This is a genomic window from Dyadobacter sp. SRI_021 (genome assembly GCF_057586235.1).
Window position 1 is genome coordinate 133,226 of record NZ_JBYCZM010000004.1, and the last position, 23,112, is coordinate 156,337.

General features: G+C 51.5%; 19 protein-coding genes. 8 read left to right on the forward strand and 11 right to left on the reverse strand.

Annotated elements, in window-relative coordinates; all coding sequences use genetic code 11:
- Complete coding sequence (locus AC2YIT_RS13525; protein WP_430845867.1) at nt 1-243, reverse strand: transcriptional regulator; 243 nt, start codon at nt 241-243, stop codon at nt 1-3.
- A gap of 190 nt (nt 244-433) precedes the next feature.
- On the opposite strand from AC2YIT_RS13525, the gene AC2YIT_RS13530 reads away from it, so the two are divergent.
- Together AC2YIT_RS13530 and AC2YIT_RS13535 are read left to right on the forward strand one after the other, a co-directional pair.
- Complete coding sequence (locus AC2YIT_RS13530) at nt 434-1,279, forward strand: aldo/keto reductase (RefSeq protein ID WP_430845866.1); 846 nt, start codon at nt 434-436, stop codon at nt 1,277-1,279.
- A gap of 2 nt (nt 1,280-1,281) precedes the next feature.
- A complete protein-coding gene (locus tag AC2YIT_RS13535; protein ID WP_487279507.1) occupies nt 1,282-2,031 on the forward strand; it encodes an SDR family NAD(P)-dependent oxidoreductase in 750 nt (249 codons plus the stop codon).
- Between the two features lie 3 nt (nt 2,032-2,034).
- Here the strand turns inward: AC2YIT_RS13535 and AC2YIT_RS13540 are convergent, their stop codons facing one another.
- The 3 genes from AC2YIT_RS13540 to AC2YIT_RS13550 form a co-directional block, all read right to left on the reverse strand.
- Nucleotides 2,035-3,390, reverse strand: a complete 1,356-nt coding sequence (locus tag AC2YIT_RS13540) for an amidohydrolase family protein (RefSeq protein ID WP_487279508.1) — start codon at nt 3,388-3,390, stop codon at nt 2,035-2,037.
- 44 nt (nt 3,391-3,434) lie between these two features.
- On the reverse strand, nt 3,435-4,598 hold the full coding sequence (locus tag AC2YIT_RS13545) for a Gfo/Idh/MocA family protein (RefSeq protein WP_487279509.1): 1,164 nt from the start codon (nt 4,596-4,598) through the stop codon (nt 3,435-3,437).
- 118 nt (nt 4,599-4,716) lie between these two features.
- Nucleotides 4,717-5,544 carry a DUF481 domain-containing protein gene (locus AC2YIT_RS13550; RefSeq protein WP_430845862.1) on the reverse strand — a complete coding sequence of 276 codons (828 nt, stop codon included), beginning with the start codon at nt 5,542-5,544 and terminating at the stop codon, nt 4,717-4,719.
- Nucleotides 5,545-5,602: 58 nt separating this feature from the next.
- Here AC2YIT_RS13550 and AC2YIT_RS13555 point away from each other — a divergent pair, with 58 nt between their 5' ends.
- A complete protein-coding gene (locus AC2YIT_RS13555) occupies nt 5,603-9,004 on the forward strand; it encodes a DEAD/DEAH box helicase (RefSeq protein WP_487279510.1) in 3,402 nt (1,133 codons plus the stop codon).
- Here the strand turns inward: AC2YIT_RS13555 and AC2YIT_RS13560 are convergent.
- Genes AC2YIT_RS13560 through AC2YIT_RS13575 form a run of 4 tightly spaced genes read right to left on the reverse strand, consistent with a single transcriptional unit; the run spans nt 9,001 to nt 13,906 of the window.
- A complete protein-coding gene (locus AC2YIT_RS13560; protein ID WP_487279511.1) occupies nt 9,001-10,143 on the reverse strand; it encodes a glycoside hydrolase family 18 protein in 1,143 nt (380 codons plus the stop codon). The two genes, AC2YIT_RS13555 and AC2YIT_RS13560, sit on opposite strands and share 4 nt — an antisense overlap.
- 30 nt (nt 10,144-10,173) lie before the next feature.
- Nucleotides 10,174-11,631 carry a fibronectin type III domain-containing protein gene (locus AC2YIT_RS13565; RefSeq protein WP_487279512.1) on the reverse strand — a complete coding sequence of 486 codons (1,458 nt, stop codon included), beginning with the start codon at nt 11,629-11,631 and terminating at the stop codon, nt 10,174-10,176.
- A 55-nt stretch (nt 11,632-11,686) separates the two neighbouring features.
- The gene (locus AC2YIT_RS13570) at nt 11,687-12,589 is read right to left on the reverse strand and encodes a magnesium transporter CorA family protein (protein WP_487279513.1); all 903 of its coding nucleotides are present in this window, start codon (nt 12,587-12,589) and stop codon (nt 11,687-11,689) included.
- Between the two features lie 45 nt (nt 12,590-12,634).
- On the reverse strand, nt 12,635-13,906 hold the full coding sequence (locus AC2YIT_RS13575; protein WP_487279514.1) for an NAD(P)/FAD-dependent oxidoreductase: 1,272 nt from the start codon (nt 13,904-13,906) through the stop codon (nt 12,635-12,637).
- A 231-nt stretch (nt 13,907-14,137) separates the two neighbouring features.
- On the opposite strand from AC2YIT_RS13575, the gene AC2YIT_RS13580 reads away from it, so the two are divergent.
- Complete coding sequence (locus AC2YIT_RS13580; protein ID WP_487279515.1) at nt 14,138-14,995, forward strand: SDR family oxidoreductase; 858 nt, start codon at nt 14,138-14,140, stop codon at nt 14,993-14,995.
- On the opposite strand, the gene AC2YIT_RS13585 is transcribed toward AC2YIT_RS13580, so the two are convergent.
- Both AC2YIT_RS13585 and AC2YIT_RS13590 read right to left on the reverse strand, forming a co-directional pair.
- Nucleotides 14,992-18,870 (reverse strand): PAS domain S-box protein, encoded by a 3,879-nt coding sequence (locus AC2YIT_RS13585; protein WP_487279516.1) that lies wholly within the window; start codon nt 18,868-18,870, stop codon nt 14,992-14,994. The two genes, AC2YIT_RS13580 and AC2YIT_RS13585, sit on opposite strands and share 4 nt — an antisense overlap.
- 205 nt (nt 18,871-19,075) lie before the next feature.
- Nucleotides 19,076-19,252: a DUF6496 domain-containing protein gene (locus AC2YIT_RS13590; protein ID WP_012779878.1), complete on the reverse strand. Its 177-nt coding sequence runs from the start codon at nt 19,250-19,252 to the stop codon at nt 19,076-19,078.
- Between the two features lie 119 nt (nt 19,253-19,371).
- On the opposite strand from AC2YIT_RS13590, the gene AC2YIT_RS13595 reads away from it, so the two are divergent.
- The 4 genes from AC2YIT_RS13595 (at nt 19,372) to AC2YIT_RS13610 (ending at nt 22,081) form a co-directional block, all read left to right on the forward strand.
- A complete protein-coding gene (locus AC2YIT_RS13595; protein WP_487279517.1) occupies nt 19,372-20,712 on the forward strand; it encodes an amidohydrolase family protein in 1,341 nt (446 codons plus the stop codon).
- Nucleotides 20,713-20,719: 7 nt separating this feature from the next.
- Nucleotides 20,720-21,028, forward strand: coding sequence for a DUF6922 domain-containing protein (locus AC2YIT_RS13600; RefSeq protein ID WP_487279518.1), 309 nt, complete (start codon nt 20,720-20,722; stop codon nt 21,026-21,028).
- A 148-nt stretch (nt 21,029-21,176) separates the two neighbouring features.
- On the forward strand, nt 21,177-21,686 hold the full coding sequence (locus AC2YIT_RS13605) for a cupin (RefSeq protein WP_487279519.1): 510 nt from the start codon (nt 21,177-21,179) through the stop codon (nt 21,684-21,686).
- Between the two features lie 26 nt (nt 21,687-21,712).
- A complete protein-coding gene (locus tag AC2YIT_RS13610) occupies nt 21,713-22,081 on the forward strand; it encodes a VOC family protein (protein ID WP_487279520.1) in 369 nt (122 codons plus the stop codon).
- A gap of 54 nt (nt 22,082-22,135) precedes the next feature.
- Here the strand turns inward: AC2YIT_RS13610 and AC2YIT_RS13615 are convergent, their stop codons facing one another.
- Nucleotides 22,136-23,014, reverse strand: coding sequence for an alpha/beta fold hydrolase (locus AC2YIT_RS13615; RefSeq protein ID WP_487279521.1), 879 nt, complete (start codon nt 23,012-23,014; stop codon nt 22,136-22,138).
- Nucleotides 23,015-23,112: the final 98 nt, after the last annotated feature.

Below are 23,112 nucleotides of genomic sequence, written 5' to 3' on the forward strand. Positions count from 1 at the left end.
CTACATGGGGCTATTGGTTGTTTCTACATAGGGTAAGTGAAAAGTAATACCCGAAATCTGGCATAGCGCCAGAAATTCCGATAATGTGGGCATTGACCCCTTATTCAGTATCCGGTCCGACGATTTTCGTGGGATACCTGCCTCTTCAAGCGCGTCGGTCAGGTTGATCCCTTTCACTTTGACAATTTCCTTGATATCGTCGACCAATTCCCTGGCACGGGCTTCAAATACTGTCGTTTCCATTTGTTGATGATGTTTGGTTTTAGTCTGAAAAGAACAAAACCGTGCCAAAGTTTTCGGGCCGATGGCCTCCTACTAGTCCTGGCGTGACATTTGCTTTCTGAAAAATGAGTATGCGACATCCCCCTCCTTCCTTGAATGAAAAGCAACTTTCGACAGTTTCCTATGAAGTGACTTTTAACTGCAAATCAATATGAATAATGATCGTCAACATGCCGCTACTTTCAGAATCGGCGGAGAAATAGAGATTAACCGTCTGGGATATGGCGGAATGCAGCTTACCGGCCAGGGAGTTTGGGGAGACGCGCCCGACCGGGAGAATGCAAAGAAGGTGCTCCGCGCCGCGGTTGAAGCAGGCGTCAATTTCATCGATACTGCGGATTCCTACGGGCCATATACCAATGAAACACTCATTGCCGATGCGCTTTCTCCCTATCCCAAAGACCTGCTCATTGCCACCAAAGGCGGCTTTGAGCGCACCGGCCCGAACCAGTGGCGTGTGAATGGCCATCCTGAGCACATCCGCCAGGCCATTGACGGAAGCCTCAAAAGATTGAAAAAAGATGTGATAGACCTGTGGCAGCTGCACCGCATCGACTCGCGCTTCCCGGTCGAGGAAACCCTTGGCCCGGTAGTAGATGCTGTGAAAGCGGGCAAAATACGGCACGTCGGATTATCGGAAGTGGATGTGGATCAAGTCAAACAGGCGGAGAAAACAATACCGATCGTCTCGGTTCAAAACCTGTACAACCTGGGCAACCGGCGATGGGAAGACGTACTGGATTACACCCTGGCGCGTGGAATGGCCTTTATCCCGTGGTACCCACTTGCGTCGGGACCTGAAAAGTTGAAACACAAAATTTCAGGGATTGCCGAGAAACACCACGCCACTACCGCGCAGATCGCGTTGGCCTGGCTGCTCCAACGCGCCCCGAATATCCTGCTGATCCCGGGCACCAGCTCGTTGAAACATTTGGAAGAAAATCTGCAGGGAGGAAACATCCGGTTATCCGAAGCAGACTTCAAAGCATTATCCTGATCATGAACGACTATCAAAACAGAGTAGTAATCGTAACCGGTGCCGGAAACGGCATCGGCAGCGTGATAGCTACCCATTACGCCCGAAAAGGGGCAAGCGTAGCATTATGGGACCGCGACCCGAAGGGGCTTCGGATTGTTCAGGAAGCATTGGAAAAGGAAGGCTTCGTATCCAGTTCCCTGGTCATCGATTTAACCAATCCAGACGAAATCGTGACGGGTGTCGAGCAGGTAAAGACATCGTTCGGAAGAATAGACGTGCTGATTAACAATGCCGGTTTGGGCCGTACCCAATCCCCCTATGACCTTGCAGTGGATGACTGGGACTATGTATTGAACACCAACTTGCGGGGCAGTTTTCTTTGCGCACGTGAGGCCGCGCGGGTGATGCGTACGCAAGGCAGGGGGGCGATCGTGAACATCGCGTCCACACGGGCACTCATGTCCGAGCCCAACACGGAGGCATATGCGGCTTCGAAAGGCGGGATACTGGCATTAACACACGCATTGGCGATCTCGCTCGGCCCCGATCACATTAATGTGAATGCGATCAGCCCCGGATGGATCGAAACCGGCGATTACAGTCAGCTTAAATCCTCTGATCATGCCCAGCACCCGGCCGGACGCGTGGGCAAGCCCGACGACATTGCAAGAGCGTGCCTCTATCTGACCAACCCGGAAAATGATTTCATCACCGGCGCCAATCTGATCATCGACGGCGGCATGACCCGCAAAATGATTTACGAAGAATAGCGGCTATTTTTCAATCTTTTTCAGCTCGCTGTCCAGGAAGCTTTTCGGGAGCCATTTCGTACCGATCATCACACCTTCGATGGTTTTGGTGTTGCCGATGTTCTCCAGCGGATTGGCGGCAAGCAACACCAGGTCGGACACATTACCGGCCTTGATCGAGCCTGAATTGGGTTTGTTCAGGTAGCTTGCCACATTCACAGTACCCGTTTTCAATGCCTCGTAGGGCGTCAGTCCGGCGTCTACGAGGTATTTCAATTCATGGTGGGTAGCAAAGCCGGGCACATTCAGTACCTGTGGTGCATCACAGCCGAGCATGAGCTGCACGCCGCCCCTCTGGCAAGCCAAAATCAGTTTGCGGCGGATATTCACAAATGCCTCGGCTCGCTCCTTGTTGAATTTGGGATTATTGACATAACTGCTTTTCGCATTCAACCAGTTCTTCTTTTCTTCGGCGGTCATATATTTCCATTCCGGATCATTTTCATAAGCAGAAGCAGGCAGCGGCGAAAGCCAGCGTTCGGCAATGGCCTGCGTGGGCACTACACGAATGTTTTTATCCTTCAGACCCTTGATCAGCTTCGGAATACGTGTGGTATCGGCGGCATAGGCGATCCAGGTCCCGAAAAGGCCGGTCTCCTGCTCGGCCAGCGTGTCAGTACCGGGCACGATGGCTTCCACGAATCCGTCGAGATGATCGATCGAAGAATAACCCGCATCGATCGCAGCCCAGACACCGACGGCAAACGAAACGTGGCCAACCATGCCGATACCAAGCTCTTTGGAGGTTTTGGCAATGCCGGGGAAGGTTTCCTTCGTAAGCCCGGGCAGCAGTTTCAGGTAATCGTACCCTGCCGCCTTTTCTTCCTTCACCATTTCAATGCCCCGGGCGGCTGTTTTCACAGTTTGTCCGCTGAATGCCGGGCCGGTGGTATAGAAATTCGGTCCCAGCACTTCCCCGCTCCGCACTTTCTCGCGCAGTTCGAGATGTTTGGCATTGCCGAGCATTCCGCGGATAGTCGTAATGCCATTGGCCAGGTAGAGCGTCAGAACATCCTTCATCGGCCCGAAATCGTCGATCGCGGGCACGTGGGCATGCATTTCCGACCAACCTGGCACCAGGTATTTACCTTTGGCATCCACCACCAATGCATTTACGGCAGGCTTCGCGTTACTGCCAATGGAAATAATTTTTCCGTTCCTGACCACTACTGTCTGATCCTTCAAAACCGTCTCGCGGTCCATCGGGATCACATTCACCGATTTGAAGACAATATCACGGTCGACGTTACTGACGGGCCCTTGCGCCGAAGCGGCATGGGCACCCATTAATCCGAAAATGAAAATCAGTCTGCGTATCATAGTTTGTGAAGTGTTTAAAAGTGATCAGGAACGGGATTGTTGCACTAGCTCACCATCGAAACATTCTGCGCGTTCTTCTGCGCTTTCAGGCACAGTTCCGTCGCCAGGAAGCAATGCTCCTGCGACATGGCCGTTTCGGTGCGGTTGAGCACGTCATCCACCAGTTGGCGGCCATAAGGCAGCTCCACCTGGCTGCAATCGACGTAGATTGTTTCTTTATTATTTACCACAAAAAGATGATTCCCGCCTTCGCGGCCGCCGATATCGATATTCTTGCGGATCTCGATAAAGCCTTCGGTACCGAGCACGGTAAGGCGTCCGTCGCCCCAGGTTTTCAGACCGTCGGGCGAGAACCAGTCTACACGGATATAACCCGCGCCCCCGTTTCCGCGCAACATGGCATCGCCGAAGTCTTCAAATTTGGGATACTGCGGGTGATTGACGTTACCTACTTGCGAGGCTACTACCTGCGCTTTGGTGGAGTTGGTAAAAAACAAATACTGGTCAAACTGATGTGAAGCAATATCGCATATGATACCGCCGAAGCGCTTTTTGTCAAAAAACCACTCGGGGCGCGTGTTCGCATTCATCCGGTGCGGCCCCAGGCCGATCGTCTGCACCACTTTACCTATAATACCTTCTTTAATGAGCTCTCCGGCCTTCACGGTAGCGCGGTTTTCGAGGCGCTCGCTGTACATGATCGAATAAATGCGCTTGGTTTCTTTCTGCACTTTGCGCACCTCTGCGAGCTGTTCAAGGGTGGTAAGGCCCGGTTTGTCTACCATATAATCCTTGCCAGCCTTCATCACGCGTACGCCCAGGGGCCCGCGCTCGTCAGGTATGCCCGAGCTGAGCACGAGTTGAATCGATTTGTCGTCGAGGATTTCCGCCTCCGATTTAGCTTGCTTTGCATTCGGATAGCGTTTGGCAAATGCGGCGGCGAGGTCCGCTTCTTTGGCAAAAAACGAAACCAGCTCCCCACCGCCACGCGTTACCGCCTCCACTTGTCCGTAAATATGGCCGTGGTTCATTCCGATCACCGCAAACTTGATTCGGGACGGTGCTACCGGTATAAAGGGCTGCTCGGCCACGACGGTCTTGATGGACCCGTATGCATTGGGGGTCAGTTGCGGAAACATCGCCAGGCCGGCGGCTGAATAAAGCGAATTGCGCAGGAAGTCACGGCGATTGTCCTGTTGGTCTCTCATTGCTCGATTGGGAATGTAGTGAATACTTAATAAAGCACATTTTGGACAGATATAATGTGCTGGTGATATGGACAATATTCTACGCCTCTCTCCCTGACAACCGCGGTACCGGAATCGTCTATTTATTTCCTACCGAAATCCCAAAAGTAATGCGCGAATCGGTCCGCTTGCGGCCAACCTCCACCACGCTCTCGTAGGAGTTTTCAAAACTTGTCCGCAGCGTGACCCATTTGTTGAGCGGCATTTCAGCCGAAAGGATCGTATTCCAACGCATATTCGACAGGTCGTTCAAAGCCGGTTGAATGAATGTGAGGTGATTGAACCGGAATTTATCCGATAAAAATGAATGCTTCCCTTTGATGCGGAACGAGTTCCGGACGGTTGTTACAGTTGCTTTTTCAAAAAAGTTGGTCGATTCGTAGAGCAGCGCGTCGGTAAGGCTCAGGTCGTGCGACTTGGTTCTGATCACCCGGTAGCCTATCCCCGCACCGGCCATTTGCCGCAGATCGATCCGGCGCAGATTGCTGGTTTCCAATGCGGCCAGGCCGAAAACATAGGTTTTGCGTTTTTTAAAAACATCCACAAAAAGATCCACATAGCTGTCGCGCTCGGCAAGGACGCCATTCTGCTTTCCGTAGGTAAACCGGGGATTGGTGGCAATGTTGATCACCGGCCCGCTGAAAATCAATTCGGCGCGCAGGACCATCAGGCTCCGGTTGACATTCCCCCTCGTAAAATTGCCGTCGCCGATGAGCCGGTATCGAATCGTGTCGATGAGCACGCGGGGCGGTAATACAGCAGTGTCGGGTTTCGGAGCGGCGACCGAATCGGCTGGAAGAACTTTCAAAGTATCGGTTTTAACATCCTGTGCCCATGCAGGGGCAGTTATCAGCAGCATAACAAGAACGGCAAGCGGGAAGAAACGGAAGCAGATCAGATTTTTCATTAACGCAAATTTTGCAAAATAATGGTGCCAAACGTAACCGCAGTTGTTAATTTGCCTTATGAAAAAGAATGAACCAGCCGTGGCGGCCGCACCGAGCCAGCATAACTATATTTTCCTGGATTTTAACCTCGCAGAGCTCTCCACGACGCACATTCTCAACCACAGCGCCGACATGCCCGCTACCGAGCGCCGGGGCTATTTCGAAATCCAGCCCGACGATATGGTGGTGGATTATGCCGCATTCCGGATTCAATGGGGCGGCGAGGCTTTCAAGGTGGTGGTGAAGCAGAACGACCGCATGGTGAACCTCTACTGCGAATGCACCCGTCCCAAACGCAAGCTTTGCGAACACCAGGTGCAGGTGCTGTATAATATCATGAACCGCAGGGATTTCCGCGCGTTTTTCGACAAAAACATCCGCAACGACCGCCTCCGCGCCCTCGCCGCCGACTACGGCATGGAAGCCGAACCCGATCTCAACCAATACTTTACGATCGAATATGTCAACCGCGAGTTGCGCGTGCTGCCGCTCATCAAGGAGCTTATCCCGATCAACCAGGCCGCTGTTTCGGCTATGCAGGACCAGCTTTTTTCGGATCCTGCGCGGCATTTACCCGAGGCCAAACCCACCGACGCCAATACCCGTACCATCGTCGCGATCGGCCTTAACAAGTATTACGACCACTTTTATCTGGAAATGTACGACGCGCCGGTAACACGGGAAGGCAAGCTGAAAAACCCGTTCGTGCAGCTCAATCCATTGGAGCAGCTCTGGAAAACCCAGGACCACGACCTGTCGCGGTTTTACACGGCCATTGCGTCGTTCAGCAATAATTTCAGGAAGAAAAACCCGGAAACCGACCTCGCCGGCCTGCGTGCCGTGCTCAAAAATCCCGACAAACTGGATTTTTACTACCATAGCCAGCTGATATCCGACAATATAAATGCAGGCTCGCTGGTGCCCGTGAAACTCGCTCAGTCGGATGTGGATGTGCATTTGACGATCGATAAAAAGGACCCGTTTTTCCGCATTTCCGGGCAGTTGATCATTGATAGTGTTCACCTCGATCTTGAAAATGTAGAGATCCGCTACGATTATTTCGTATTATACAAAGATTCGCTGCACCTGATTGAAAGCGAAGACATTCTGAAAGTGCTGTATTTTTTCAGGCAGCACAACCAGCGCATTTACATCCATGAAACCAAATTCGAGGATTTCCGCCAGAACCTGCTCGCCAAACTTCCCCCGCGCATACGCATATCCTACACGTACGTAAAGCCCGCTACGCCTGCGCAACGCGAGGAACAGGGCTTTGATGGACGCGTGGAAAAGATCATTTATCTGGAAGATTTTGGCAATTACGTGCTCATCACGCCGGTCGTAAAGTATGGCAACGTGGAAGTGCCGCTGTACACGAAAAACGACATTTATTCTGTCGACGGACATGGCAACCCGTTCATTGTGAAGCGTGACCAGGAAGAGGAGCTCCGCTACATGGCCGCCATGATGCGCCAGCACCCGGATTTCGAGTACCAGCTTACAGAAGGCATCGAGGATAAGCATTTCTTTTACCTGCACCGAGCCCGATTCCTGGACGAAAACTGGTTTCCCGACGCATTCGACGAATGGAAAAACCAGGGCATTACGATCCTCGGCTTCAACCAGCTCACCAAAAACCGGTTGAATGTAAACAAGGCAAAGGTTTCGATCCACGTTAACAGCGGCATCAACTGGTTCAATACCACGGCTACCGTGCAGTTCGGGTCGCAGAAAGTGACACTTAAAAACCTGCATAAGGCTGCTAAAAACCGCAACAAGTACGTAGAGCTGAGCGACGGAACATTGGGTATTTTACCGGAACAGTGGCTTGAAAAATTTGCCAGGTACTTCGAAGTCGGCGAGATTGTGGGGGAGGAAATCCATACGCCGAAAATCAGCTTCGCGGCGGTGCATGATATGTACGACGCCGAAATGCTCGACCGCGAGGCGCGGGAGCAGATCGCGTTTTACGAATCCAAATTCACGGATTTCGACTCGATCAAGCCGGTGCCGGTGCCCAAAAAGCTGAAAGCGAGCCTGCGGGGCTACCAGAAACAGGGCCTCAACTGGCTCAATTTTCTCGACGATTTCAATTTCGGCGGATGCCTGGCGGACGACATGGGTTTGGGTAAAACTTTGCAGATCATCGCATTCATTTTGTTGCAAAGAAAAAAACAGATACGGAACACAAACCTGATCATCGTGCCTACTTCACTGGTTTTCAACTGGCAGGCCGAGGTCGCCAAGTTCGCACCGGACATTCGGATGCTTACCATTTACGGTGCCGACCGCGTGAAGGATATTACCGATTTCGACAATTATGAAATAATACTAACCTCTTACGGTACGCTGCTTTCGGACGTGAATTTTTTAAAGAAATACCATTTCAACTACATCATCCTCGACGAATCGCAGGCCATCAAAAACCCTGAATCACAGCGCTACAAAGCTGTGAGGCTGCTGAATGCCCGCAACCGCATTGTGATGACCGGTACGCCGGTGGAGAATAATACCTTTGACTTGTACGGGCAGCTTTCGTTCGCCTGTCCCGGCCTGTTGGGCAACAAAACGCAGTTTCGTAACCATTTCTCGGCGCCGATTGACCGTTTCAAGGATGCCGAGCGGGCCGCGGAGCTCCAAAAGCGGGTGAATCCGTTTATCCTGCGGCGCACCAAGCAGCAGGTGGCGTCGGAACTTCCGGAAAAAACGGAAATGGTGATCTACTGTGAAATGGGCGAAGAACAGCGGCGCGTATATAATGCCTACGAACTGGAATTCTACACTTACCTCAATACCACCAGCGAAGGCGATATCAAGCGCTCCCAATTACATGTGCTGCAAGGGCTTACCAAGCTGCGCCAGATATGCGATTCGCCCGCATTGCTTCGCGACGAAAAGTTTTACGGCAATGCATCGGCCAAAATCGACACGCTTGTGGAGCAGATCGAAAACAAAGCACCCGAGCATAAGATCCTGATTTTCTCACAGTTCGTCTCCATGCTCGACCTTATCCGGCCCGAACTGGAAAATCGCGGTATCGGGTACGAGTACCTTACCGGCCAGTCGCGGGACAGGGCAGCGAGGGTGGAAAGCTTCCAAACCAACCCCGACGTACGCGTTTTCCTGATTTCGCTGAAAGCCGGCGGTACCGGCCTCAACCTCACCGAAGCCGATTACGTGTACCTGATCGATCCATGGTGGAACCCGGCCGTTGAAAACCAGGCCATCGACCGTTCACACCGCATCGGGCAGGACAAGCATGTGATCGCCGTGCGGCTCATCTGCCCCGACACGATCGAAGAAAAAATCATGGAATTGCAGGAGACGAAGAAGGACCTGGCCAATGATCTGATCAAAACAGATTCCGATATTCTGAAGTCACTGACCAGGGACGATCTGCTGCAGCTGGTAGCGCGCTAGTCGAGGTTTTTGTCGATTTCGTTGATCAGGTATTCTTTCGGGTCATTGAAATACTCCCAGAAGAATATGCCCGCGAGCTTGTTCTTTTTCACATACTTGCATTTCCCTTTGACCGACTTTTCATCTTCGTAGGTGATAAGCACTTTAGTGGAATCGTTGAACAGGTACGGCGCTTTGGCCTTCTTGTCATAGTATTTTTTGTAACCATTCTGGTCGATAATGGTGTCTTTCAGCTTGGTATAACCGCCTCCTTGCACGGATTTCACGCGTTTTGCGCCTAATCCATGATTATCAACTGTTTCGGCTTCCCAACCTTTGCCGTAGAAGGCCGCTCCGAGCCCGATCTTGCCCGCAGGTACACCCGCTGCAATAAAATTCTTCACCGAGCGATCGGCGGATGAGCCTTCGCCGGACGAATCATAGTCATACAAGTTGGTATGGTGCCCCACCGTGCCATTCCGGCCGCCATAATCGTAGGTCATGATCAGCACATAGTCGAGGTACACCTGTGCGAGGGCCATTTCAGTGTGTTCGATAAATGATTTCGAGCCGCCCACGGCCGTGGTCAACAAGTATTTTTTACCCTTTTCTTTTTCCAGCAAATTCAGTTCATCGCGCAGTGCTTTGAACATCAGTGTAAAGTTCTGCTTGTCCTCGGGGCGGAAAATATTACCTTCCTCGCCGCGCATACCGGGATATTCCCAGTCGATGTCCACGCCGTCGAGGTCGTACCGGCGCACGATGTCGACACTGGATTTTGCAAATTTCAAACGGGAAGATTCGGTCAGCACGGCATCGGAAAAGTTCTCGCTCCAAGCCCAGCCGCCGATCGATATGATAATTTTCAGGTCCGGGTTTTTCTTTTTAAGTCCATTCAGCTTCCTGAAATTGGTGGAATCGGTAGCGAGGTTGGTAAGGACGGCCATGCTATCCTGCACATTGACAAATGCATAGTTGATGTGCGTCAGCTTCTCAGCATCTATTTCCTCCACATTCACGAGCCCGCGGAACCCGCCTACGTAGGCGTTCACAATATATTTTTTCTTTTTTTGCGCCGAAACAGCGCCGGAAATGAGCAGGCACAGGGCAAGGGCTATGCAAGAGAAGCCCGAAAACGGCTTCAAAGAACAGCATTTCATAGAGGTCAGTAAATTTAGGTTCAGGATATATCAATAAAGGAATATTCGCTTCGATATTACTTCCTTGCCCATATCGGTTACAACCACATAAATGCCCGCCGGAAGCCGACTAAGGTCAACGCGTCCCTCCTGCCTGACTTTCTTCACATTATGAACCTGCCCCGCAAGATCATAAACAGATACCTTCGCCTCTGCGGCCCCGTTAAGATCGACAACAAGCGTCCGACCTGTCATATAAATCAATAACCGCGCTTGCGGGGTCTCCACCGCCGTGATGATCGAAGCGGCGCGCACGATCGCCAGCAAGCTGTAAGGCGATTCTCCCCCTGCATTCACGGCCTTAATGCGGTAAAAATAGTCGGCAGCTTCGAGCTCTGTCCGGTCCTCGTATTGCAGCACGGTCGCAGCTACTTTGCCTATCGGGACAAAGTTACCCTCACCTTTCGCACGTTCGATGACGATTTCGGTTGCATTGGCGGACGGTTTCGCCCAGCGCAGCTGGATCAGGTCCGGCGCAGTAGGAACCGCTGTCAGATTTGCAGGCGCATCAGGCACCGGAATATTCTGCGTTGTGGCTGAACTGGTGTTGCTATATGCCGAAGGCCCGACCGCATTGACGGCCCGTACCCGGAAGGAATAACCAGTCGCAGCCAACAGACCAGAGCTCTGGTAGCTGGTCACATTAGCGGCCAGGTCGGCGATTTTGGTAAAAGTAGTCCCGTTCTGCGAGCGCTCTACCTGGTAACCACTCTCATTGCTGGCATTATCGGTCCATTTCAAATTTATTTGCGAAGCCGAAATTGCTGTGGCCGTCAGGCCCGAAGGCGCGTTGGGCACTACGTCACGTGTGGTCGCATTCGCAATATTGGAATAGCCCGATTTCCCGGCGGTGTTCTTCGCAAGTACGCGGTACCAGTAGCGTGTTGCCGGTGCCAGACCCGTGTGCTGGTAGGTCGTTACGTTAGCCCCTAGGTCGGCGATTTTGGTAAATGACAATGCGTCCGTTGAGCGTTCGAGCTCAAACCCGGTTTCATCGTTCGCATTATCCGTCCAGCTCACATTAATTTGTGTGGAAGAGGCGCTATTGGCCACGAGAGCCGTCGGCGCTTTGGGAATCGTGATGACTACCAGTGTTGTAGCGTTGGCGACATTAGAATAGGCCGACGCCCCGGAAGCATTCCTGGCGCGCACGCGGTACCAGTATTTGGTGGCCGGTTTCAGCGACTTATCCTGATATGTAATGGTATTGGCAGCCAGATCGGCGACTTTTACAAACTTCGTCCCATCCGTGGATTGCTCTACCTCAAACCCCGTTTCGTCCGTGGCAAGGTCCAGCCACCCGAGGTTGATCTGGCTTGCGGAACCAGCTACCGCTACAAGCGTGGTGGGCGCCTTGGGAATGGCCGCAAGGGCACCGAATGGGCGTAAAAAGACAATGAAAACTAATGCTAACGACGAAAATGCGTGTCTGGTAAAGGTTCGGTTCATAGATTCGGGACAATAGGGAGGCAAAAATAGAGGTTAAATGCAATTATGCCACTTCTTACAACCATCCACGCCGTTTAAACCACACATAAATCCCGAAAGTGATCCCGCCCATCAGGATCATTACTGCCGGATAACCCCATTTCAGCCGCAATTCAGGCATAAAATCGAAGTTCATTCCGTAAATACCCACAATAAATGTGAGCGGCATAAAAAAGACCGAAAACACGGTGAGCACGCGCACGATCTCATTGGTTCGCTGGGAGGAAATCGAGAAGTAGACCATCACCAGGTGGTTCATGTTCTCAAATAGCGTGTCATAAATATTGTGCAGTTTCACGTACAAATCCCGTGTGTCGCGTGTATAGGTATTGGAATGGCCCGGCACATCTATCTTGTCTACAATTTCGTGGGAGAGCATCAGAATACGCCGCGTGACCTCCACTCTTCGTCTGAGGTAATACAAACCTTTCAAAAGCGACGCTTTACGTCTTTTGAGAAACATGTTTTCTTCATAGTACTCGATATCCTTCGTCAGTTTCAGCGACGGAGCCTCGTAGGTGGCAATGCAGCTTTTAATGATCTCGTTCACCAGGTGTACCGTATCCTCGCACGAATGCTGGTCAACCTGCTGCTTACGAATGACTTCCGGCGCGCCCCAATCCTTTTTGTGCATGGTAATGACCCTGTCCTTAGTCATGAAAATCGCCAGCTTGTTGGTCAACTCGGCGACGGTATCCGCCTCAGTCCCGACTTCCTCGCTGTGCATCCTGAAAATAATGAATACATAAGTGCCTACATCCTCGTATTTTGGCAAATGGTCGGGTTGCAGCCAGTCTTTGATCGATGAGGCGTGTAGCCCGTATTTTCCCCTGAGCAGCTTTAACTCCTCCTCATCGGGGGCCGTTACGTCGAGCCATTCGAAGGGGTATCGGGAGGGATCAGCAATTGTCTGGATCATAGAGAACTAAGACTGAAATTAACGACATTCAATTGAGGGTTGCGGTCAATGTACCGGCTTTTCCGGTTTCGAATCGAGGATGAAGCGCAGGGACTGGTCCCGCGTGAAGAATGCGACCATCCAGTTGTAAAGGGTTTTCACCTGGTTCCGGTAGCGGATCAGCGAAAACAAATGTACCACGAGCCACAGAAAATAAGCGATAAAGCCCTTGAAATGCAAGCCCGGCAAGTCGGCCACCGCCTTGTTGACGCCGATGATCGCCATCGTGCCTTTATCTTTGTATTCAAATGCCTTCGGCGAACGCCCCTCCTGCCATTGGGACAGGTTATATGCCAGGTTCCTCCCCTGTTGAATGGCTACCTGGGCGAGTTGGGGATGCCCATTCGGAAATTTTGCGTCGGCGGTCATCAGACACACATCCCCGATGGCAAAAATATCCTCAAAACCTTTCACTCGATTATAAGCGTCCACCAGTACACGCCGGCCCTTGCCGAAAACTTCCTCGGGCAAGCCGGGCAATGCGGTAGCGGTCACACCCGAGGTCCAGATCAACGTTTCGGTTTCGATGGTGTTGCCGTTGGCAAATGTGACGATTCCGTTGTTATAATCCTTTACCGCGTGATCCAGCAGCACCTGTATTCCCAGCCCACGAAGTTCCGCAAGCGTTTCCTCCTGCGATTTTTTGCTCATTGGATTCAATACCACGGGCAGCGCATCTACGAGGTAGATTTGCACTTCTTCCCTTTTCAATTCGGGATAATCCTTTTTGAAAATACTCTTATGCATTTCCGCCAGCATTCCCGATACTTCCACGCCGGTCGGGCCTGCACCGGCCACCACAATAGAAAGCAGCTTTCTGCGGACAGCAGCGTCGGTCTCTTTGGTGGCTTGTTCTTTCAATCTGAGAATATGATTCCGCAATGCGAGCGCGTCCTGCACGGTTTTCATGGGTACCGCATTTTTCCGCACATTCTCCATGCCAAAATAGTTGCTTTCGGTACCAGTCGCGAATACGAGGTAGTCGTAGTAGATATCGCCGCTTTCGGTCGCTATTTTCTTTTCTTCCGGAAAAACCTTTTCAAAGCCTCCCAGACTGAACCGGAGATTGGGCTTGTCCTGAAAAAACTTGCGGAACGGATAGCTGATGTTGGAAGCTTCCAGAAAACCGGTCGCCACCTGGTACAGCAATGGCGGGAAGAAATTGTAGTTGTTCTTATCCACCAGCACAATTTGAAACGATTTATTCCGGGATAGCTTCTGGGCAAGGTTGATACCTCCGAAACCTCCGCCTACGATCACCACCTTTTTAGAATCCATAGCACGATACGTTTGCCGGCCGGCATTTGCGGCCACATCGCGTGGCTTGCATTAATAACCATGCCGACCACCTTTCGAAGCATCAAAACAGACCTTTGCGGCCCAAACGCATACACTCCACTGTGAAAATCTTTACTCATTTGCCAACATCAGGTCGTGCTTTCCGCCCGCGCCAGCCATTGGCATATCCTTTTTGACAATGCGCCGCATCCACAAAAACAATTAAGCATTATGAGCTTCGAGATAGACACCCGCGGGCAGACGCAAAGCGCGCAGCCCGGCATAGAAGAGGTTATGGATCCGGCACCGGTCGTGATTCGCGAAAACTACCGCGGCAGCGGCAAACTGAAAGGTAAAACAGCCCTCATTACAGGAGGCGACAGTGGCATAGGCCGCTCGGTAGCGGTGCATTTCGCGCGCGAAGGCGCGGACATCGCCATTGTGTACCTCGATGAAAATCAGGACGCTGCCGATACCAGGGCTATGGTGGAGGCCGAAGGAAGAAGCTGCCTGCTCATACAGGGAGACATCCGCAGCGAGGCGTTTTGTAGAGAGGCGGTAAGCCGTACGGTCAATGAATTCGGGAAACTGAATATCCTGGTCAACAATGCTGCAGAGCAGCATCCGCAGGAAAGCGTCGACCAGATTTCGCCAGATCAGTTGAGCGATACCTTTGCGACTAACATCTTCTCCTTTTTCTACTTCACGCAAGCCGCATTGCCGCATTTGCAGCAGGGGGACACAGTTATCAATACTACTTCCGTTACGGCCTATCACGGCAGTCCGTCGTTGCTGGATTATTCATCCACCAAAGGCGCGATCGTCGCTTACACGCGGTCGCTGGCGGGAAATCTGGCCGAAAAGGGCATCCGGGTGAATGCGGTGGCGCCGGGGCCGATCTGGACACCGCTCATCCCCTCTACTTTTGATTCGGAGCGGGTGAAAAAATTCGGTAAAGACACCCCGTTCAAGCGCCCGGGGCAGCCTTGCGAGGTAGCCACTTGTTACGTGTTCCTGGCCAGTGAAGACGCCTCGTACATGAGCGGGCAGGTATTACACCCCAACGGCGGACAGGTGGTGAACGGTTAATCCGGCTTGTGAAGCCATTTGCGGACCGCCGCCTCGAGCGTGTCTTTCAAAACGGGTTTAGTGAGGTAATCGTCCATACCGGCCTCGATGCATTTCTCGCGCTCGCCTACTACGGTACCCGCTGTAAGCGCGATGATCGGCACGTGCGGGCTTCCCGCCTGCCTGATCTCGCGCGTGGCTTCATACCCGTTCATTTCCGGCATTTGAATGTCCATAAAAACGATGTCGGGGCTGGTTCTCAGGAATGCCTCGATCGCTTCCCGTCCGTTTGCCGCCTCGATCAACTCGCTGCCGGGCAATATTTTACCCAGCATCGATTTAACTAGCAGCATGTTGATCTTGTGGTCTTCCGCTATGAGTATTTTCACCTCTCCTGTTTCGTAAGGTTCTTGGGATAGTTTTTCCTGCGATACTGTTTTGGCGGGCTTTTCCGGAATTTTTGTTTTGAGTCCCAGATCGGACAGCGCATGAAAAAGCTGTTGTATTTTAACTGGTTTTACCAAAAAATGCCGGATATCCAACTCGTTCCCAAAAGCACTCAGCGCTTCCTCATCAAACGAATCGTTCAGCAATATGACGGGCTGCCGGCCGGCCTTGCCTTCCAGCTTTCGTAGCATCCGGATCGTCTCGATCCCGTCCCGCCCCGGCATCTGACAATCCATGAGTATCACATCATATCCTTTACCCGTAACCAGCAGGTCATATGCCTCTTCTCCGCTGCGGACGTAATCCGCAGCGATCCGCTTGTTCGCCAGCATATCTTTCAAAATCTGCCCGTTGTGGATATTATCGTCGACCACCAGCACATTTTCGATCTGCTCCACATTCTCCCATTCAAACCGGTCTTCCCCTTCGATGGCGCGGAATGTAACGTCGAAAAAGAAGGTGCTGCCATGTTCGAGCTTGCTCATTAATTGCAGGCGGCTGTCCATCAGCCCGAGGAGACTATTGGAAATGGTGAGGCCAAGCCCTGTACCTCCAAACCGCTTGGTGGTGGAGGAATCTTCCTGTGAAAATGCCTCGAAAATGCGACGCTGATTTTGAGGATCGATACCGATGCCCGTATCGCGGACCGAGAACCGGAATGTATAGTCAAGGCCGCTTACCTTTTGCAGAAGTTCTATTTTCAGCTCGATTTCCCCGCTGCTCGTGAATTTGACTGCATTGCTGAGCAAATTCACAAGGATTTGCCGCAGCCGCACGGAATCACACCAGACGAACTGCGGAATGTCGGCCGGGATGTTCAGCAGCATTTCCAGGTGTTTCTGCTGCGCCTGGTAAGTCACCATATCAGCTACTTGTCCGCAAACTTCCAGCAGATCGGTCTTCTCTGGAGTCAGTTCCAGTTTGCCGGCTTCAATTTTGGAAAAGTCGAGGATGTCGTTGATAATGTCCATCAGCGAATTGGCCGACTGAAAAACCATCGACATGTATTGCTGCTGGGTTTCGTCCAGATTGGTTTTCATCAGCAGATCGGTAAATCCGACCACACCGTTCAGCGGTGTGCGGATTTCGTGGCTCATATTGGCCAGAAACTCTGATTTCAGTTTGCTGGCCGCTTCCGCATGTTCCCGGGCTTCGAGCAGTTCGAGTTCCGCGCGCTTCCGGAGGGTAATATCGCGGATCACCGCCTGGATAATCTCGGAGTCGTTGACCTTCATCAGGTTAAGCAAAACCTCGGCAATAAACGACTCCTTCGATTCGCCGAAACGCCTGTATTTCCATTCGAAACTGTGTGTGCCCTTTTCATAAACCATCTGCACATGCCTGTGACCCTCGCTTTTGTAGTCTTCCATGCCGATCTCGTTCAATCCCGACAAATCGCCCATCGGCATTTCCCTAAACATCTCGACGGAATCGATTCCAAACATTTTCAATGCGGCTTCATTACAGTCCAGGTAGCCCGTATGGTCAAAAAGGATTACCGCATCACTCGTGGAATCATACAAGGTCCGGAATTTGACTTCCGAATTCTTGATATCCATCTCGGCCTGTTTGCGGTGCGTGATATCCTGAAACGCCCCGTAAACACGAACGCACACGCCGTCTACCATTTCGGCCTTCCCGATCGACCTGACCCACAACTCGTTCCCTTTTGCCGTTACCAACTGCAACTCGCTGTCCCAGGGCGTTCCATAGGCCAGCCCCTCGGCCACAGCCCTGGTGATAACCTCCCTGCTATGTCCTTCTTTATAAAAATGAATCGCGGTATCGGTATTCGGAACATAATCCGGTGGCACTTCATGGATTTCCTTGGTGGTAGGCGACCAGTAGAGCTCTCCCGTGCGTGCGTACAGCTCCCACCCTCCTACACGCGCAACACTGTTGGTCTGCTCCTGAATGTCCTTGATCCGCCTCAGCTCCTGGTCTGCCGCTTTACGGGCAGTAATATCCCTTTCGACGGCTATGAAATGGGTGCAGTTACCATAATCATCGAAAACAGGTGTCACTTTAAGGTCAACCCAGTAGCTCACCCCGGTTTTGGTATAGCAAAGCACTTCCTCCCGCACAACCTTCTTCTCTTTGCAATGCAGCAAAATCCGGTCGAGAGTATCGGGGTCGGTTTCAGGGCCGCGCAATAAAACCAGCGGGCTCATTCCTTTTATCTCCTTCCGCTCGTAACCGGTGTGCGTTTCATAGGCTTTATTAACCCATGTTATATACCCCTTACTGTCGGTTATAACAATATAGTCTGTCGTGTTGGAAGCGACGATAGCCAGCTCTTTAAGGCGCTCACGGGAGTTTCGCAGTTCGGTAATGTCGTGGCTTGTCAGAATGATTTCCTTGCTTACCGGATCGATATTGGCGCTGGTATTGCTCCACGACCACGATCCATCCTTGTGCCTGATCCGGTGCTCTACACCGCCCGGCACCGGTACACCGGTTTCGGCGGTAATGCGCAAGGCCTCGAAACAGATGTGGAAATCGTCGGGATGAATGAATTCGGTGAACGGCCTTCCGACAGTTTCTTCAATTGTATGTCCATACATCGACGTCCAGCTCGGCGATACATAACTGAAAATGCCAGCCGGGGAGATTGTGAACAGCACATCCTGCATATTGGATACGAGCACCGACAGATCTTCCTGTACTTTGAGCTGCTGGGTAATATCGTACCCGATGCATAATATCTCCTCAACTACCCCATTTTCGTCGGCGATGCCTGTGAATTCCCATTGCGTCGTTTTGACCCCGTCCAGCGACGAGTACTTCCTAAGGATTATCGGTTGCGGTATTCCCGGGTTGATAAAGCATTGCTCCCCCGCTTGCAGGCACTTTTCGATATCCTCCGGCACAATGTCGCCAAGAGATGATTTGCCAATGATCGCGTTTCTTTCCAGCCCGTAAAACTCACAGAAATGGTCGTTGACATATTTGTAGTTTCCTTCCAGATCAATACTCGTCACATAAATCGCATTGCTATTCAGGAAAGACTGATAGAGCTCAGTGCTGGTAACTAAACCTGGCAGTTCGGGCAACAGGTTATCGCGTCGGAAACCCGACAAAACGAGCCAACCATATGGTTCTGCATGTGCATAAATGGAGGTAACTGCCAACCGCAATGCCTGTGCGTTATCACGAGAAAGTCTGACAACGCCATGGCGCGGCTCCTCGCTTTCGGGAAAACCCGCTAGAACATTCTTTATATGGAATGAAAAAGAAGCATTTTCAAAAAGTGAAGCAGGCACGTCGTTGCCCTGTTGAAAACCCGGGCCTGGCGCGATCGTTTGCTGCAATTTCTTGTCAGCCCAGTAATCGTCCGGCTTTGAATGCCTCCATATTAATAATCCGTCTGTGGCCGAGTCCTGGATAAAGTCAAAAATGCGCTCATCCTTTTGCAGCAGCTTCAATAGCTCCTTCCTCAGGTCATTCATTTTAAAAGAACTTACAATTAGAAACGTCAGTAGTGTCCGTACAATATAGCAGTTATTCGACTATTTTAAGGATTATAAGCCCACGTTAGAATTAATTTTATCGAATGCGAATGTCAATTCCCCACCCGCATCTTTCACTTTACATTATTTACAAAAAAGCCCCCTTTCCAGACTATGGAAAAAGGGCTTTATGCTTAATACACTGCTAGTCTTTCTTTTTAGGGACTTTCGCACCTTCCTTGCGGGCTTCGGATAAACCGATGGCGATGGCTTGTTTTTTAGAAGTCACCTTTTTTCCTGAACCGGATTTCAGCTTTCCTTCTTTTTGCTCATGCAAGGCTTCCTCCACCTTCTCACCAGCTTTTTTCGAATATTTAGCCATGATATTATTCTTTAGGTGTTGATGTTTTTTAATTTTCGCACCTGCCCGGCGCGACTTTTTACTTCATCAAAATATGTACCAATGCACCTGATCCTATTCAAATCCCAGATCTATTAATCATGAAGAAATTATTATTTCTATTTCAAATAATCGGCATCCTGCTCCCGGCCGGGTTATCCGCCCAAAATACCGGTTCGATCCTGCTCAAAAACGCCACGGTGATTGACGGCACGGGTTCCGTACCGCAGTCCCAAACCGATATCCTGATCACCGCCGGGCAGATCGCCGCCATTCAAAAAGGGATTAGAACCAATGGTGCCCACGAAATCGATTTGAACGGCAAAACCGTCATGCCCTCGCTCATCTGCGCCCACGCGCACGTGGGAACGCTTAAAGGCACGACGTCGTCTGCCGACAACTACACCCGCGAAAACCTGCTGCGGCACCTGAAAAAATACGAAGATTACGGCGTCAGCGCCGTGTTGGCCATGGGTACCGACCGTCCCCTGATATTCAACGGCTTTATCGACTCCACCCAGGCTGGGCTGCTCCCGGGAGCAAGGCTGTATTCGGCAGGCTACGGCTTCAACACGCCCGATCCGAATCCCGGCTCATGGATGAACCTGTTGCTGCGCCCCACCACGCCCGAAGATGTCCCGGCGATGATGGAAAAGCTGGCTGCGGTAAAGCCCACAGTCGTGAAGATCTGGGTCGACGATCACGGCGGCCATGCACAAAAAATGAAACCTGAGATCTACCAGGCCATTATCCGCGAGGCACACAAACGCAACATCCGCGTAGCTGCCCACCTCTTCTACCTCGAAGACGCTCGCAAACTCACCGAAGCGGGAATAGACATCATCGCCCACAGCATCCGCGACAAGGAAGTAGACCAGAGCCTGCTGACCAAAATGAGGCAGAAAAACGTGACTTACGTACCTACGTTGTCCCTGGACGAGTATCAGTTTGCCTACGCCGGCAATCCCGAATGGATCAACGACCCATTTTTCAAAGCCTCGCTCGAACCGGGTGTTTTCGAAATGATCACCGACAAGGCTTATGCCGAGAAAATCAGGAATTCGCCGGATTACCAGCGCAATATGTCGGCATTCAAAACGGCGATGATCAATTTGAAGAAAATCCACGACGCAGGCATCAATGTAGCTCTCGGCACCGATTCCGGCGCGTTCCCTGTTCGCACGCAGGGCTTTACGGAGCATTTGGAAATGGAGCTGATGGTAAAAGCCGGCCTCACACCTGCGCAAGCCATCACGATCAGCACCCGCAATGCGGCCGCCGCGTTGCACATCGACCAGGAAAAAGGCACCCTCGAAAAAGGCAAAAAAGCCGACCTGCTCATCCTCTCCGCCAATCCTCTCGACGACATCCGGAACACAAGAAAGATCGAATCCGTTTGGAAGGAAGGAAAAGAGGTGAGTAAAGGGCCTGTGAAAAACTGACAGCAAAATGGAAAACTCTTTGATGGTTAAGCCTACAATATCCAGAACCGCATTCTGGGATGTCGATTTCGATCAAATCGACTTTCAGGAAAAGGACTTATTTGTAATGGAAAAAGTCGCCAACTACGGAACTTGGGACGATTTTATTAATGTAATCCGGTTTTATGGGGTCAATCGGTTCAAGGAACGGATCATTTTTGCTGCGTATCTCAAAAAGGATGTTCTCAATTTCATTTGTGTCGCATTCGACCTCCATATAAACGATTTCAAAAGTTACACAAGGAGACAGTCGCAGAATCAACCCTGGAACTTTTGAGACTTGTGTACTTCGAGGACGCCGATCCTCAAGAGGATCCCATTGATTTGTTAAACGTCACCTGGTTGGAAGTAAAAGCAAGCCTCCGGGACCATGTCAGGAATTATACACGTAGCATTTTGGAGTAACCATAACACACCACGTAACCATGAACATCACACAACCGCACACATACCAGTTCCAGGACGACGGCAGCATTCCCAACAGCAAATATCCGCTGCTGGTTTACCATGGCGCTTTCACGGGCAGTGGTGAGGAGGGCGCGGCCTGGCTTGAAAGGCGCTTTGCTGAGAACAATTGGACGAATTCATGGCGAAATGGCGTATTTCCCTATCATCATTACCATAGCATCACCCACGAAGTCCTGGGCGTGTACCAGGGCAGCGCATTGCTGCACATGGGCGGGGAGCGTGGCGAAAAGCTGCAAGTGACAGCCGGCGATGTGCTGATAATACCCGCCGGGGTCGGGCACAAGAAACTGGAAGCATCGGCGGATTTCGCAGTAGTAGGAGCTTATCCGGATGGTCGAGATTATGACATTCTCCGCGGTGAACCCGGCGACCGGCCGCGCGCATTGGAAAACATCAGCAAAGTCCCCATTCCACTTTTTGACCCGATTTGGGGCACACAGAAAGGTTTATCCAAAATATGGCGCTAGCTTTGATGCCCAAAACACTCCTTACTATGAACATTAAATTCAAAAGACTGGATCACATTATGCTCTGCATCCCGCCGGGCACCGAGCAGCAGGCACGGGAATTCTATGGCGGAGTATTGGGCCTTGAGGAACTGACTGACCTGGGCTACCCGCTACCCCACGGTGCGATATGGTTCCAGATGGGCGATATCCAGCTGCATATCCGGGCCGAAGATGTACACGGTGTGTCGCAACGTCACCCGGCATTTGAAGTGGACAATCTGGAAGAAGCCCGTGCGCTGCTTGAAAAGCACGGCATTGCCATTAAAAACGATAGCAAAATCCCCGACCGTAACCGCTTCTCTTTCCGCGACCCATTCGGGAACCGCATCGAACTGATTGAAATGATCGCATAAAAGCGGGGCGCCCACTGGTACCGCCCCGCATACTTATGATCTGAGTTTTTGATGCTAGGTTGAAATGTCGGTATACGGATTGCTGATCGTCACCACTTCCTGATTGATAAACTGGATCAGGTTCTCGTTCAGCCGCTCCTTGTGCGTCACGAACAGACCGTGCGGCGCACTTTCGTAAACAATATACTCGGCACCTGGCAGCATTTGAGAGGTACGCTCGCTGCTCACGTTAATGGGTACCGTCTTATCATCTTCTCCATGAATAATGAGCACCGGGACATCGAGCAACGATATTTCATTGCGAAAATCGGTGGCGCTGAAACTGCGGATGCATTGCGTAGTAGCGCGCCCTGAACCTTGCAGGGCCAGCATGCTGTGCCATTGCAGCAGTTCATCACTTACCGCATTGTTCAGAAACGTATTTCCATAAAAATCCCTGGCGAAACCTGCCAGAAACTTCGGCCGGTCGCCCTCTATCTCTTTCACAAATCCATCGAACACGCCCTGGGGCACGCCCTCTGGGTTGTCGTCGGTTTTAAGCATATAAGGAAGCACAGTACTGATCAGGACAGCTTTCGAAACCTTGCTGCTGCCATATTTGCTCAGATACCGCACTACTTCGCCTCCACCCATCGAGAACCCGACGAGTGTCACGTCGTCCAGACCCAGCGTGTCGATCACCGATTTAAGGTCGGCGGCAAGCGTGTCGTAGTCGTAGCCATTCCACGGCTTGTCAGACTTTCCGAAGCCACGGCGGTCGTAGCCAATGCAGCGTATCCCGTGTTTAGGTAAAACATTAAACTGATACTCCCACATTTCATGGCTGAGCGGCCAGCCCGAAACGAATATGGCGGGTTTGCCCTGCCCTACCTCGTGTACAAAGAGCTTCACCGACTCCGCGTTAATCCCCGTTTTTGATTCTATAAATCTCATGACGCTTCGTTTTTAGGTTTTGACTAATACAAAACTGAAACGCCCCACAATAAAGACTTATGCCAGGTGATTGATCAGCGAACCATCCACCCGGCGTA